Origin of the sequence: Polyangium jinanense (genome assembly GCF_028435265.1) — a bacterium.
GTDB classification, from domain to species: domain Bacteria; phylum Myxococcota_A; class Polyangia; order Polyangiales; family Polyangiaceae; genus Polyangium; species Polyangium jinanense.
In genome coordinates this window covers 94,166-108,728 of the sequence record NZ_JAGTJK010000031.1, presented here as the reverse complement: position 1 = coordinate 108,728, position 14,563 = coordinate 94,166, and the positions used below count along the sequence as shown (strand labels likewise).

General features: G+C 69.8%; 9 protein-coding genes. 4 read left to right on the top strand and 5 right to left on the bottom strand.

Features of this window, described 5'->3' with window-relative positions; genetic code table 11:
* Positions 1-18: 18 nt before the first annotated feature.
* Positions 19-1,560, bottom strand: a complete 1,542-nt coding sequence (locus tag KEG38_RS37285; protein WP_272425182.1) for an ATP-binding protein — start codon at positions 1,558-1,560, stop codon at positions 19-21.
* 169 nt (positions 1,561-1,729) lie between these two features.
* On the opposite strand from KEG38_RS37285, the gene KEG38_RS55770 reads away from it, so the two are divergent.
* Entirely contained in the window at positions 1,730-3,367 is a 1,638-nt protein-coding gene (locus KEG38_RS55770) for a HEAT repeat domain-containing protein (RefSeq protein ID WP_272425181.1), read from the top strand.
* Here the strand turns inward: KEG38_RS55770 and KEG38_RS37275 are convergent.
* From KEG38_RS37275 to KEG38_RS37260, 4 genes are read right to left on the bottom strand one after another with little or no spacing between them, the layout of a single operon-like run.
* Positions 3,347-4,423 carry a hypothetical protein gene (locus KEG38_RS37275; RefSeq protein WP_272425180.1) on the bottom strand — a complete coding sequence of 359 codons (1,077 nt, stop codon included), beginning with the start codon at positions 4,421-4,423 and terminating at the stop codon, positions 3,347-3,349. The two genes, KEG38_RS55770 and KEG38_RS37275, sit on opposite strands and share 21 nt — an antisense overlap.
* Positions 4,423-5,256, bottom strand: a complete 834-nt coding sequence (locus KEG38_RS37270; protein WP_272425179.1) for a hypothetical protein — start codon at positions 5,254-5,256, stop codon at positions 4,423-4,425. Before KEG38_RS37270 ends, KEG38_RS37275 begins: the two co-directional genes overlap by 1 nt.
* Positions 5,253-6,182 (bottom strand): ABC transporter ATP-binding protein, encoded by a 930-nt coding sequence (locus KEG38_RS37265; RefSeq protein WP_272425178.1) that lies wholly within the window; start codon positions 6,180-6,182, stop codon positions 5,253-5,255. The genes KEG38_RS37270 and KEG38_RS37265 overlap by 4 nt, the downstream gene beginning before the upstream one ends.
* A gap of 13 nt (positions 6,183-6,195) precedes the next feature.
* A complete protein-coding gene (locus KEG38_RS37260) occupies positions 6,196-9,672 on the bottom strand; it encodes a CHAT domain-containing tetratricopeptide repeat protein (RefSeq protein WP_272425177.1) in 3,477 nt (1,158 codons plus the stop codon).
* Here KEG38_RS37260 and KEG38_RS37255 point away from each other — a divergent pair.
* The 3 genes from KEG38_RS37255 (at position 9,671) to KEG38_RS37245 (ending at position 14,541) form a co-directional block, all read left to right on the top strand.
* Entirely contained in the window at positions 9,671-10,615 is a 945-nt protein-coding gene (locus KEG38_RS37255) for a CE1 family esterase (RefSeq protein ID WP_272425176.1), read from the top strand. The two genes, KEG38_RS37260 and KEG38_RS37255, sit on opposite strands and share 2 nt — an antisense overlap.
* A gap of 453 nt (positions 10,616-11,068) precedes the next feature.
* Positions 11,069-12,034: an ABC transporter substrate-binding protein gene (locus tag KEG38_RS37250; protein WP_272425175.1), complete on the top strand. Its 966-nt coding sequence runs from the start codon at positions 11,069-11,071 to the stop codon at positions 12,032-12,034.
* Positions 12,035-12,330: 296 nt separating this feature from the next.
* A complete protein-coding gene (locus KEG38_RS37245; RefSeq protein WP_272425174.1) occupies positions 12,331-14,541 on the top strand; it encodes an ATP-binding protein in 2,211 nt (736 codons plus the stop codon).
* The last annotated feature ends 22 nt before the right edge of the window (positions 14,542-14,563 follow it).

Sequence of the window (14,563 nt, the reverse complement as noted above, 5' to 3'; positions counted from 1 at the left end):
AAAACCGCGAGCGACGGATCACGCCCGCACGAGCACGATCTCGCGCCCGGCCGGCGTCTTCTCCTTCGCGGCGCCGAGCCGTTGCGAGACGGGCGAGACGCCCTTGCGCCGGTCGAACACGACGAGCCATCCGTCCTCGATCCCGAGCCGTGCGAGCGCCTCGTCGACCTGCGCGAGCCCCTCGGGGATCGGATCCGGGTCGCGGTCGCGACGCACCTTCACCACGAGCGCGACCGCGGCCCCGCCCTGACGGATGCACACGTCCATGCGGCCGCGGCCGATCGCGTAGACGCGCTCGATGAGGCCGCCGCTCTTCACGACGCGGTTCAAGAATGCCGTGAGCACGAGCGGCGAGAGCTCGCCGTAGGGCGCGCTCGAGAAGAGCGCATCGCCGTGACGCCGCCAGAAATCGAGGAACGCTTCGAGCAGCCGCTCCGCGTCGAGCCGCCCGTCGGGCCCGACCCACGCCGGCTGTCCGACCGGGAACACCGATCGCACCGCGCCCGGCAGGAGGCGCGCGACGAGCGCATGGAAGATCGGGTTCGCCAGCGCGACCGTTCCATCGGGCGACCGCTTCACGAGCCCGAGATCGATCCCAGCCCGCATGTCCTCGGCTGGCGGCTCGCGTGGCACCTCGGTGAGGATCTGCTCGAGCGCCGCCCGAAGTTTCCCATCACGCATGCGATCGCCGATCTCGTCGAGCATGCCGCCGCGTCGATCCAGCAGGAGATCCTTTGCCCGCTCGATGTCCACCGCCGTCAGCGGGCCCTTGCGGCCGTCGGAGCCCTCGATGATCCGCTGCACGAGCGCGTTCACGAGGAACGGATGTCCCTGCGTGAGCTCGTGGACGCGATCGACGGCGCCTGGCAACAGCTCGAGCCCTGTCCGCTCCTCGAGCCCTTGCAGCAACGTCTCCACCTCGCTCCGCGTAAAACCTTGGAGCGGAAGGACTTCGGCATCGAGGCCGGTCGAGCTCGCGGGCCCGCGGGTGCTCGACGGCGCCTGGCCGGCGTCGAGCTCGCGGGGCTCGCGGACCGAGGCGAAGCCGATCGACCAGGGGAAGGCGCGCGGGCGGCGCGGCTTGCCGGCGCGGATCTGCCGGACGAGCGAGGCGCGCACCTCCCGGGCCAGGCTGTCGAGGCCGTCGAGGAGGATGACGAGCGGCCGCGGCGCTTCCTGCGAGAACGCCGAGAGCGCGGCGCCGATGCGGTTTCCCTGGGGCGCGTCGGGCCAGCGCGGGACCGAGACGTCGGCGGGCAGGTAGGCGGCGAGGTCGTAGCGCCACGAGTCGAGCATCGCGAGCTCGGCGGCGTCGATGCTCGTCAGCGCGGCGCCGGGCTCGAGCGAGAGCACCGCGGCAACGTACTTGCCTTCACGGTTCAGCACGGAGGCGAGGTCGAGCAGCGCGGTCGTCTTGCCGGTCTGCCTAGGGGCGTGGAGGATGAAGTAACTGCCCTGCTCGATGATTTCCCGGACGCCGGGGACACGGGACAGCGCGGGGACCGTGTGGTGGCGCGCTGGATCGTTCGGGCCAGCCGTGTTGAAGCGGCGGGACATCATCGGAGGATCCCAGGGTGGGGATGGGGCGTCAAGCGAACCCCAAGGCGGGCATGGCTCGCGCTTGAAGGGTTCGCGTGTCGCCCGGCACCGTGATACGCCTGAACATCGAGCCCGGCCCGAGGCCCAGGTGCTCCCGGCATGGCGCTCCGGTGACCACACGCGCCCCCTCGTGTTCGACGTCTCCTCCCTGTGCTGGACCTCCCGTGACGAGGTCGGCGAACGACTCCTCTCCTGGCTCGACCTCCCGGGTCGCGTGGGCCTTCGTGCCGCGCGCCTCCTCGCGCTCCTCGCGCCCCCGTCGCTCGCGCCTGCGCTGACGCGCATCGCGACGGATCCCGCGCGTTCCTTCTGGCATCGCGGCTACGCGCTCCGCGCCCTCGCGCGGGCCTCGGTCGGGTTGTCCGACGAAACGTTCGCGCGCCTGCTCGATGAAGCTCTCATGGACGGCCCCAGGGCGCCGTTCCTCGAGCTCGTTCCGTTCGCTCGAAGTGGCGCGCGCCTTGCGGCTCTGCTCGCGCGGTTCGATCGGGAGACCCCTCTAGCGCGCCGCGCGTGGCTCAGGTCGACGTTCTCGCGCGTGGACAAACCTTGCGAGGAGCTCGAAGCCTGGCTCGTTTCGCGCTGGCTCGAAGACGTCGCGCAGCGCTCTCCCGACGAGGACGATGCCTCGCTCGCCTTCTCCCTCGCCGACATGTACCCGGAGACGCTCGCCGTGCTCGCGGCGTACCGGCGCGCGCGCCCCCGGGACGCCGAGCTTTTCGAGGACATTCGCCACTTCCCGGATCTCGCCAATCACCTCGACGACGAAACGCGCGCTGCCGCGGCCGCCGCCCTCGTCCTGCCCCGCCGGGACCTTTTGCGATTTTCGAGCCTCGCGAAAATCCGAAAGGCCGCGCGAAAGGCCGTCCTCGACCATAACTTCGCGCTCTTCTGCCCCATCGACAAACCGTGGACCACCTACGGATATCGTGGCGCCCTCGCTCTCCTGGAAGAGGACGAAAACGGCCCCGCGATGGCAGCCGACCTGCTCGCCCACGCGCGCCTCCACGAGGCTGCACGCGCCGATCTCGGCCTCGTTCTTTATCGACGCAAGCGGCGCATCGCCCTCCAATATCTCGAACAGCGCGGCGCCGCTCCGGAAAACCTCGAACTCGCCCGCGCACTCCTCCGCGAAATTGCCAAAAACCCCGACACGCGCGACAGGCCTGCGCTCCTCGCCGCGCTCCGTTTCCCCGACCCCGAGGCCCGCTTCCTCGCCCTCGACGTGCTCGACGCCGTCGCCGAGGACGGCCCCACCTTCCGCGCCGCGCTCGAATCTCTCGCCGAGGATCCCGACCCGTTCGTTCGTCTCCGCATGACCGGCGCCCTCGCATATCGTGGCCACGCCTCGCATGTGCAACCCCTCGTCGAGGCCGCTCGCTCCTCCGCCGACGCAATCCTCCGCGCCCTGGCCATCCGGCTCCTCGGAAGGCTGGACGAGGCCCCGGACCATCTCGACCTTTTCGAGCGCGCGCTCCTCGAAGATCACGCCGCCGAAGAACCCGACGGCCCCACGCCCGCCGCCGAGCAAGCCGCGATCGCCCTCGGCTGCGTCGGCCCCAAAGCCGTCACCGCCCTTCTCCGCGGCCACCTGCTCGCCCCGAGCGACGCCACGCTCGACGCCGTCGAAGCCGCGCTCTTGGTGCTCCTCGCCGAAATGGAAGGCGCGCCCCTCACGGCCTCGGCGCGCCGCCAGGAAATCACCATCCGCGACGGCGGACGGTGCACCTCCTGGTCGCCGTTTCGCTCACCGGGATGGTGGTGGTGACGGCGGGGCCGCATCCCGCTTGCGGCACGGCCCCATTTCTTTGAGCACGTCGAGCGGTAGCGCCACGTCCAGCGTGAATCGCCCGTCCCGCGGCTTGATCGTCGCGTAATCGAGCAGCTCCCGCAGCCGCTCGTCGCCGTCGTCCTCGGCGCCGGCGCGGGCCAGGCTCAAGGCCGCGCCCATCGATTTCGCCAGATCCCTCACGTCCTCCGTGTTCGAACCATTCACGTCCGCCACGATGGCCACGTCCTCCGACGTGTCCACGTGCAGATCCACGCGGTCGATCGAAGCCCGGATCCTCGCCGCGATCTCGCCCTGCCCCTCGGGCAACATGTCCGCGAGCTCCTCGGGCGAGATCACCCCGAAAATGTCGCCGTACACCGACCATTCCGGGATCGTCGACTCCCGCGGCGGGTTCTTCGATTCGAGCCTCTCGATGGCCGCCTCGATCTCCTTCAGGTCCGCCCCGGCGAGGACGATCTCGTTCCCCCACGTCGCGAACACCGCGCTGCCCTCCGGTTCCTGCCAGATCGAGCCCTTCTCGCCGAACGAGCGCTTCGGCCAGCCGCTTTTGTCGAACTTCGCCGTGCCTTCCGCGACCGATAGGACCGCCACCTTGCTCGACGACATCGCGATCCGATCGACGTCCTTCAAAAGATCGAGCCCGAACTTCTCCTCGAAAACGTTCCGGCCGCGTCCGGCGCGCTCGTTCCCGGCCTGCTCCGCCAGCATGCAATCGAGCCAGATCTGCCCGATCGGCGACTCCTTCAGCGCCGCGACCTCGAACACCACCGCGCTCTTGCCCTTCTCCATCGGCAGCGCCACGAGCAGCGGATCCCGCTTTCGCAGGACGCCCTCCTCCTCCCCGGGCCGCGGCGCCGCGGGCGGCAAGGTCCTCCGTTTTCGGTTGCGCTCCTCCTCCCAGGGCTTCGGGAACCGCGGGAATTCGGCTTTGAGCACGCGCTCGGGCTTCTTGGGTTTGTCCCCCCGCGACATCAAGAACGCCGAGAGCGCGAGGAGCGCGGCGAACGCGACGAGCCAGGCCACCCGTCTCATCAGAAATCCTTCCGTTCGAAGAGGTGAATGCCGAGCGAGAGCGCCGCGAGGCCAAAGATCACGAGCCCGAAAAGCAAGCTCGTCAGCGCGGCGGAATCAACGGGCTCGGCGCCCGCGATCTCCCCGGCCGAACGCGCGAGCGACGAAACCCGCGGCAAAAACAGGGTGAGTCCCCGGAAGATCGAGCGCGAGATCCCCGGATCAAAAAACTCCGAGATCCGCTCCCGCTCCCCGGCCACGATCCCGAGCAGGACCAATGCGCCCCCGGACGCCGCCGAGAGCGCCGCGCTGCGGGCCGCGATCGCGACCGTCAACATCGCGCCATAGATCGCCGAAAACGTCACGCTGGCGAGCAGCGCCGAGACGATGAGCCTCCCCGAATACACGCCCGTCTTCACGCCGAAGATCAAGACGAGCCCGCCCGCGCCATACAGCGCCCCGAGCAGCGCGAGCGCGAGCACGCCGAGGAACGTGCCCACGATGAGCTCGAATCGCCGCACCGGTAACGAAAGGAGGTGCTCGATCCGCCCCGGCGCGAGCAGGCTCGGGCCGAAATCGGCGCACGCGACCACGCCGAAAAGCAGGCCCCCGTAAAAGATCAGATACGACGACGCCACGAACACCGGTCGCAGGGCCACGTCGGCCGCGCGGATCTGCGTGTTCACCGACTTGCCGAAGAACCGCGTCGCCGCGAGCGCCCCGTCGACGACATCCATCCGGAGCGATAGCCCAATCACCACGAGCCCCAGGGTGATCCCCAGGCCGAGCGCGAGGAACCAGCGCCGCGACGCCGCCTCACGCAGGAGGTCTCTGGCCACGACAAACGATTTCACGCGTGTCCCCGCTCCCCGCCCTGGCCGAGCGCCTCCGCCAGTACGTCCTCGAGATCCCGCACGTCGTGCGCGAGCTCCACGAGCCGCGCCCCGGTGCGCCGCGCTTGATCCAGGAGATCGTTCAACGCCGTAGGATCCGGCGCATCCACCACGAACACGCCCTCGCCCTCCCCCGGCCGAAAGCCGAGCCCCTGAAGCGCCGCGACTTCGACGGGCGGGGCAAACCGCACGCGATACCGCGTCTCGCTCCCGCAGAGCGCCTCGATCGGACCTTCCCGGAGCAGCCGCCCGCCCGAGAGAATGCCGATCCGATCGCAGACGCGCTCCGTCTCCGAGAGCAGGTGCGAATTCAGAAACAACGTCGCGCCCCGCGCCCGCTCCTCCGCGAGGATCCGCCGGATCTCTGCCCGGCCGAGCGGATCGACGCCGTCCGTCGGCTCATCGAGCACGAGCAGCATCGGCCCGCCGAGCAGCGCCGCCGCGAGCCCGAGCCGCTGCCGCATTCCCTTGGAAAACCCCCCGATCCGCCGCCCCTCCTCGCCGGAGAGCCCCACCCGCCCGATCTGCCGCCGCACCTCGTCGTCGGCCGCGGGGATCCCTTTCAATCGCGCCACGCTCGCCAGGAATTGCACCGGCGTGAACGCGTGCGGCAAAAAGAGACGCTCGGGCAGATAGCCGATCTGGGCGCGCGCAGACGGATCCTCCGGGTCCTTGCCGAGCACCCGCACGACGCCCGCGCTCGGCCGCACGACGCCGAGCAGCGCCTTGATGAACGTGGTTTTTCCTGCGCCATTGAGCCCGATCAGGCCAAACGCCGCGCCCTCGGAGATCGCGAGATCCAGCCCCGCGAGTGCTTCTTTCCCCGCGCCTCGTGAAAAACCCCCGCCATAGGTTTTGCGCAGCCCCCGGGCCTCGATGGCCAGCATGGCCGAGACCCTATCACCGATGCCGGCGCCGCGCGACGAGCGCGAGGACCCCGAACAAGCCCACGAGCCCGAGCGGCCCCTCCCCCGTCGATCCGGGGAACGTGCACGTGCACCCACGCGGACCGGGCTTCACGGGCAGGATCCGCGGCTCTTCGTGGGGCGTTCGACGATCGCCCTCGACCTTGATCTCCGCGCCCATCGCCGACGGATCCCCGAACACGCCGAAGCTCGCCCAGAAATACGGGTGCGATGTGGGCTCGTCGGCGAGCATGGCGAGCTGCACGTCCCGGAGCGCGGGGCCCCGGCCGCTGCCCTTCGTGACGCGCTGGTAATAGCCCACCATGAGCCGCTGCGTCTCCTCGTCCGCGACCTTCCACAAGCTCGCGACGAGCGCCTCGGCACCGGCCACGAAAAGCGCGCGCCTGAGGCCGTACACGCCCTCGCCGCGCTGCACGTCGCCGAGGCCCGTCTCGCACGCCGAGAGCACGACGAGCTTGGTGCCCCAAAGATCGAGCGAACTCGCTTCGAGTGCCGTGAGGATCCCGTCCTCGCCGCCGCCGCCCTTTTTCGCATTCGCCCCCGCGAGCGCGAGCCCCGAGCGGAGCAACGGATCATCCGGCAGCCAGTCCGGCGACGGTTCGAGCTCGAGCCCACGTTCGCCTTGAGCCGCCGCCGCCGCGCGCGCCGCCGCGCCCTTCGCGGGCAGGAAAAACCCGTGCGTCGCCACGTGCACGATCCGCGGCGCGTGCACCTTCTTCAGCGTCGACTCCGTCGCCTCGAGGTCCACGTGCACCGCGGCGCCCGGCAGGATCGGGGCGAGCGCGCGCGCCTCGACCGCCGTCGCCGGCAGCGGCTCGAAATACGCCTTGTCGAGGCCCCGCGTCTTCGCGTCGGGTTTCTCCTCCAGCATCGCGAGCGCGCTCCCCGCCTGCTCGCGCTGCCCGAACGCGGGGTTTGCCACGACGAGCGCGCCTTGCCCCGGCGGCGCCGTCCGCGCGAGCCGCAAGAGATCCCGCCCGCTCGTGAGGTATGAGATCTCGTACCGCTTGACCAGGTACTGCCCGTCCTCGTCGACGAGCGCTGCGAACGGCACGAGCGAGAGCGCGCCGTCGGCCGCGATCATGAGCTTCGTTTTTCCCCCGAGCAGCGGCCGGATCTTCTGCATGACGAGCGCGTCGAGCGCACGCGCCGGCGGCTTCGGATCCTGGTCGAGTGACGCCGTGAGCGTCTCGCGCAGCGCCTTCGTCGCCGCCTCGATCGGCGCGCTCTCGCCGAGATCGACGAAGCTCACCTTCCCCGACGCATCGAGCACGTACGCCGCGAACCGCGGCGGCCCCTCGCGGCTCGGCAGATCCGCATCGGCCGAGCGCCGCGGCACGTACAGCGAGATCTCCACGAGCGCCGTCGCCGCGGGCACCTGCGCTTGCACGCGCTCGATCGTGACGGGCGTCTCCTCCGCGCGGAACACGTCGCTCCGCCCGCCCACCTTCTCCTCGATCGCCCGCGCCTTCTCCTCGCGCCGCGCGAGCTCTGCCTTGAACTCCTCGAGCGGCTGGCCGGCGGGCCCGCGCATCGCGAGCCGCGCGACCTCGCCCCGCGCCGCCGCGAGCTCGTCCGCGAGCTTCGCCTCCTCGGGCCCGAGCTTGCGCCGCAGGGCCGCGAGCGAGCCCGCCATCACGTCGAGCACGCGCCCTTTGCGCTGCAAGATCGTGGTCAGCGCGAGCTTCCTCGCCTCCGCGTCCGCGGGCATCACGCGCGCGTGCAGGCTCGTCAGGAAATCGGTCCCCGTGCGCATCGTCGCCACGAACGCGCGCTTCTGCGCCTCGGATCCACCCGCGATCACGAGCGCCGCTTGCCGCTCGCGGATCTCCGCCGCCCGTGTCGCTGCGCGCAGCGCAAGATCCAGCTTGCCCGTCTCGACGTACAGCGCGGCGAGCCCTTCGAGCGCGGCCGCCACCTTCTCGTGCCCGCCCCCGAACGTCGTTTCGAAGATCCCGATCGCCCGCTTGTAGAGCCCCTCCGCCTCGCCCGCGTTTTTCTGCCGCCGCGCGAGATCCGCGAGATCGAGCAGCGACGACGCGACGAACGGATGCTCCTTCCCGAACGTCTTTTCGCGCGCCGCGAGCGCCTCTTCGTGCAGCTTCTTCGCGCCGGCCGCGTCTCCGCGCATCTCGCGGATGCGCCCGAAGATCGCCCGTGACTCGGCGCGATCCGGGTGCATCGCCGGAAGCAGCTCGTCGCGGATCGCGAGCGCGCGCGCCGCGTGGGCCTCGGCTTTGTCGAGCTTCTGCGCGCGCCGGTAGAGATCGGCGAGGTTCTCCGCCACCTCGGCCACGGACGTGTCCTTCGGCCCGTTCGTCTTCTCGTAATGGGCGAGCGTGCGCGAAAGCAGCGCCTCGGCGCGGGAAAAATCTCCTTTTTGCGTCGCGATCTGCCCGAGGATCCACTGCAAGGCGACGCGCAGCTCCGGCGCGTCGTTTCCCTTTTGGGCATTCGTCTCGACGATCGCCTGCGCGCGGAGGAGCCTCGACTCGGCCCGGTCATACGCCCCCGTCTCCACGTCGAGCGCCGCGCGCAGCGCGAGCTGGCCCGCGTAGGAAAGGCTGTCTTCACCCCCTCGTTCCAGGGCGATGGCGACGAGCTCGTCGAGCACCACCTCGGCGCCTGCATAGTCCTGCAGGGCGACACGTGTCGCCGCGAGATCGCCCATCTCCGCCGTGGCGTTGAACCGAAACCCGCTCACGTCCGCGACGCGCTCGACCGCCTGCGCGCGGATCGGCTCGGCCCGCGTGTACCGGCCGGTGTCGTGGTACAGCCGGCCGAGGTTCACGAGCAGATACGGGTACGGCTTTCGATTCCGCGTGACGTTCTCGCAGATCTTGATCGCGCGGAGCAACATGGCCTCGGCCTCGTCGTACCGCCCGAGCGCCTTCAACGAGTCCGCGATCGCCGCGATCGGCCGGATCACGTCTTCCCCCTCCACGCCGCGGCTCGACTTCACGCTGATGGCGATCTCGCGCTCGAACAGCTTGATGGCGCGCGCGTGCTCGCCCCCGTCTTGCAACGCCTCTGCGAGCTCGTGGATGCGATAGCGGAGATCCGCCTCGTTGTCCGCCTTCTTCTCGACGAGCGCGACGAGCTTCTCGCGGTAGGGCACGGCGCGGGTGTACTGCTTCTTCCCCTCGTGAATCTCCGCCACCTGGCGCAGGCTCATCTTCGTCCAGGTGCTCTCGGGATCGATCTTCTCCCGGATCGCGAGAGCCTTCAGCGCGGGCGCGAGCGCCGCGTCGTATTGCTTCTTTTCGAGCAGCCGCTGCGCCTCGATGGCGAACTCCTGCGACTCCTTCATCGCGGCCAGCTCCGCGCTCGTCAGCGCGGCTTTCGGGGCAACGTTCGGCGGCGCGCCCAGGGCCGGAGCCGCGGCGAGCGTCACCCCCGCGAGGAGGAACACCGAGGAGATCCGATGGAACGTGCGGTAAGCTCGCGCCATGACGCGCTTCTACCCCTCCCTTGTCCTCGCATCCATACCGTTCATCTTTGCCCTGGCCTGCGCCTCGAATCCTTCGGGGTCGAGCGGCGCGGCCGGCGCCGGAGGCACCGGCGGCGCGGGGGGCACCGGCGGCGAAGAGCCGGGCGAGCTCGTCGTCGGCGGCGATCGTCCCGTCACCGTCCACGTCCCCCCCGGCCTCGACCCTGCCAAACCCTCCCCGCTCGTGATCCTGCTCCACGGCTACGGCGCCTCCGGCTTCGTCCAGGAGCTTTTGTTCCAATTGAAGCCCGAGGCCGACAAGCACGGTTTTTTGTATGCGCATCCGGATGGCACGGTCGACGCGAGCTCGAAGCGCTTCTGGAACGCGACGGACGCCTGCTGCGATTTCGGGGGCGTGGGCGTCGACGACGTCGCCTACCTCTCGGGGCTCGTCACCGAGATCGGAGAGCATTACAAGGTCGACCCGAAGCGCGTGTATTTCCTGGGCCACTCGAATGGCGGCTACATGTCGCACCGGATGGCCTGCGACCGCTCGGATCTCATCGCCGGCATCGCGAGCCTCGCGGGCGCGACGTGGAGCGATCCGGCGAAATGTCCGGCGGAGAAACCCGTGGCGGTGCTGCAGATCCACGGAACGGCGGACGACACCGTGCTCTACGACGGCGAGGCCATCATGGGCGTGACGTATCCGGGCGCCGTGGCGACGACCGAATCATGGGCCCAAAAGAACGGCTGCGCGCTCACGCCGACCGCGGGCGAAGCGCTCGACCTCGACGCGACGATCGAAGGCGCGGAGACGAGCGTCTCGAAATACACGACGGATTGCAAGGCGGGCGGCGCGGCCGAGCTCTGGACGATCGACGGCGGGACACACGTGCCTGGACTCGGGCCAAATTTCGCCCCGAAGGTCGTGGAGTGGCTGCTCGCGCATCCGAAGCCTTGACCTCATCGCGAGGCGTCGCGCCGGGGCGCTGCCCCGGGCCCCGCGGGGGCTATTCGCCCCTCGACCCGAACCAGGGCAAGCCCTGGACCTCAGGTGGAAAAACTGCGCTTCGCGCAGTTTTTCCAACAGGCCGGTGGCAAGACCATGAAGGTGCGTTTCGCGCTGGCGGCGGGCACGTTGCCTGTTGAATCGTCAGCGCCGCGGTCTTGATGGGCAGGGTCGTCGTTGGTCTTGACCTGGCCTGTTCGATGAACTGCGCATCGCGCAGTTCATCGACCCCGAGTCCAGCGCTTGCGCAGGCCCGGGTGCAGGGGCGGACAGCCCCTGCTGGGGTCTGGGGCAAAGCCCCAGCGCAGCGAGGCGCGTTGCCGCGCTCGAGAGCCCGCTCCGGCTCGCTTGCTGTCATCCCGCCGCTGCCCAAGGTTTGCCGAAACGTCAAAGGAATCGGGATCCGTGATCCTCGCCCGAATGTTCAGCCTGCTCCTGCTCCTCGTCGTATCTGCCTGCATTCACAGGGAGAAGGAGCCGCTGCGCGTTGGCACGCTCCTCTGGCCAGGAAGCGAGCCCATCTTCCTCGCGCGGGACCTCGGCTATGTCGACGACAGCTCGATCCGCCTGGTGGAGTACACCACGCTGGGTAGGGCCACCCGCGAGTTCCGCAATGGGATGCTCGATGCGGTGTTCGCCACGCTCGATATCGCCCTCCAGCTCCAGCATCAGGGCCTCGAGCCGCGGGTGGTGCTCGTCATCGACCATTCGCTAGGCGCGGATGCCATCGTCGCGCGTCCGGGGGTGGTGCGGGGGGTCGAGGACCTCCGGGGCAAGCGGGTGGCGGTGGAAGACCTGGTGGTGAGCATGTACGTGCTCGGCCGGGCCCTGGAGCAGGCGGGGCTAAAGCCCTCGGACATCCAGCTCGTCCGGACCCCCGTCGACCAGCAAGTGCGCGCCTATACGTCAGGAGACGTGGATGCCGTGGTCACCTACGAGCCTTTCCTGCAAAGGCTGCGCGACGCGGGAGCTCAAGAGATCTTCGACAGCAGTCAGATCCCCGGAGAGATCGTGGACGTGCTCGTGGTGCACGAGGCCGTCCTCGAGAAGAACCCCGCGCAGGTGGAGCACCTCGTCCAGGGATGGCTCCAGGGTCGGCGCTATCTGGAGGAGCACCCGGCCGAGGCGGTGGCCCATATGAGCCCCCGCCTGGGCACGAGCCCCTCCGAGCTCACCTCCATGCTGAAGAAGCTGCGGCTGCTCACCCTGGAGGAGAACCTCGTCCTCCTACGTGGGCCCTCCTCACCCCTCCTCGCGTCGGCGCAGCAGCTCCAGCGTTTCATGCTGAAGGAAGGGCTGCTCCAGAAGCCGATGCAACCCGAACAGATGCTGGACGCGCGAATCATCGAGGCGCTCCAGGAGGGCCGGTAATGCAGCGCCCCCGGCGACGAGGTACCGGGGACCGAACACGGAACCCGCACAGGCTGCCCCCACTCCCCTCGCTGCGCATCACCCTCGTGGTGGTTTTGCTGGCCTTCGCGGTCACGGCGGGCCTCCTCGACCTGCTGCAGAGCTCGCGCCTCGCCTCCCGCCGTGTGGAGGAGGACTCCATCGAGCAGCTCGCCCGACTCCTGGGCGAGAAGCAGGACCACCTGGAGCTGCTCCTGCGGCTGCGTGAGCCCGAGCGGATCCGGGAGGAGATCGCCGGCCTCGGCGCGGATCCGCACGTGAAGAAGGCGCTGCTCATCGACGACACCGGCCAGGTGTTCGCGTCGATCCGGCGCGTGGAGATAGGGAAACAGGCCCCGGCACTCTACCCCGCGCTGTTCCTCGGCGGGGCGGAGCCGCGGCTCCGTCGGACCCGCGATAACCTCGTCGCGAGCGTCGAGGTCACCAAAGACCGTGCGGCCATCGTGGCCTCGTACCCGGTGATGGGCCCCGCGAGCCCGGCGCAGCTCGCCCCTCCAGCGGCCTGGCTGCTCGTTGTCGAGCGGAACATCTCCCCCCAAAAGGCGCAGGCACGGGCGCAGATGTGGGCGCTCGTGGTGCAACGCAGCGGCTTGCTCGCGACCCTCGCGGGGCTGCTCTGGCTCTTCTTCCACTTCGCCCTCACACGCCGCGTGGACAGGCTGGTCACCACCGCCCACCGCTTCGCCGCGCGCGACTGGGAAGCGCGCAGCGGGCTCTCCGGGAGCGATGAGCTTGCCGTGGTGGGGCGCGCCTTCGACCAGATGGGTGAGCGCCTCCGCGCGACCCAGACACAGCTCGAGGAGAGCGAGGCCCAGATCCGGCTGCTGCTCGACTCGGTCGCGGAGGGCATCTACGGGCTGGACCTCGACGGGCGCAGCACCTTGGTCAACCGCTCCGCCGCCCGGATGCTCGGCTATTCGGACGCGCGGGAGCTTTTGGGGGTGGATGCGCACGCGACGTGGCACTACGCCCGCGCGGATGGCACGGCCTATCCCCCGAGCGAGTGCCCCATCCTTCAATCGCTGAGCGTTGGCACCGCGACCCACGTCGAGCGGGACTTCCTCTGGCGCAAGGACGGCACGCGCCTGGCCGTGGAGCTCTGGTCCTACCCGATCCACCAGAGGGGTCGGCATATCGGCGCCGTCGCGACGTTCGTGGACACCACCGCGCGCCAGCGCGCCGAGGAGGCCCAGCGTTTCCTCATCGACGTCAGCACGCAGCTTGCAGAGCTGCTCGACGAGAAACGCGCCGTGGAGCGCGTGGCGCGGCTGGCCATTCCCCAGCTCGGCCAATGGTGCGTCATTGACAGGGTGGACGACGAGGGCGTGCTTCGACGCGCGGCCGAGGTGCACCAGGACCCGGCCCGGCAAGAGCTGCTCCGCGCGCTCTCGCAGCACTTCGCGCTGGGCGGGAGAGCGCTCCTGCCGACCGCTCGCGTGCTGCGCACCGGCAGGCCACTCCTCGGGGACGAAGCCACGCAGGCGCTGCTCGACACCGACCCGACCAGCACGGAGTACCTGGAGCTTTTGCGGCGGCTCGGAACGAGGACCGCGATCGCCCTCCCCATCACCGTGCGGGGGCAGACGCTGGCGGCCATGCTTCTGGTCTCGGACACGCCGGGCTTCCAGTATGGCCCGCTCGAGCTCTCGCTCGCCGAGGAGCTCACCCGGCGAGCCTCGGTCGCAATGGACAATGCCCGGCTCTACCAGCAGTCCCAGGAGGCGGTGCGCCTTCGCGAGGACTTCCTCTCCGTGGCCTCGCACGAGCTGAACACGCCGCTCACGCCGCTGCGCCTGCAACTGCAGACGATCCAGCGCGCGCTCGGCGCCACCGGCCATGCGGAGGTCCCCGCCCACCTGCTCTCGAAGGTTGAAAAGGCGCTCGGACAGGTGAAGCGCCTGTCCCAGCTCGTCGATGGTCTTCTCGACGTTTCCAGCCTCAGTGCCGGCAGGCTCCGCCTGCACCTGGAGGAGGTGGACATGGTGGCGCTGACCCGGGAGCTGGCCGAGCGCTTCGCCGACCAGGCCAGCGTCGTCGGCTGCCAGCTCATCGTCACCACCGATGGGCCCACCGTCGGCCATTGGGACCGGACACGCCTCGAGCAGGTCTTCACCAACCTCATCACCAACGCGCTGAAGTACGGCATGGGAAAACCGGTGGAGCTGCACGTCACCTCCTCCGGAGGGCAGGCGCGCTGGAGCATCCGGGACCACGGGATCGGGATCGCCGCCCAGGACCAGGAGCGCATCTTCGGGCGCTTCGAGCGGGCGGTCCCCTCCCGGCAGTACGGCGGGCTGGGGCTGGGCCTCTACATCGCGCGCTCCATTGTCCACGCGCTCGGGGGAAACATCCACGTCGAGAGCCAGCCGGGAGCCGGAGCCCTTTTCACCGTCGACCTGCCGCTCGAGCCCGCCCGGTATGTGCGGGGCCCGGAGGCCCCCGTCTCGGATACGACCGACGCGCCGTGATGGGCGCCCGGCAAGGAACGGC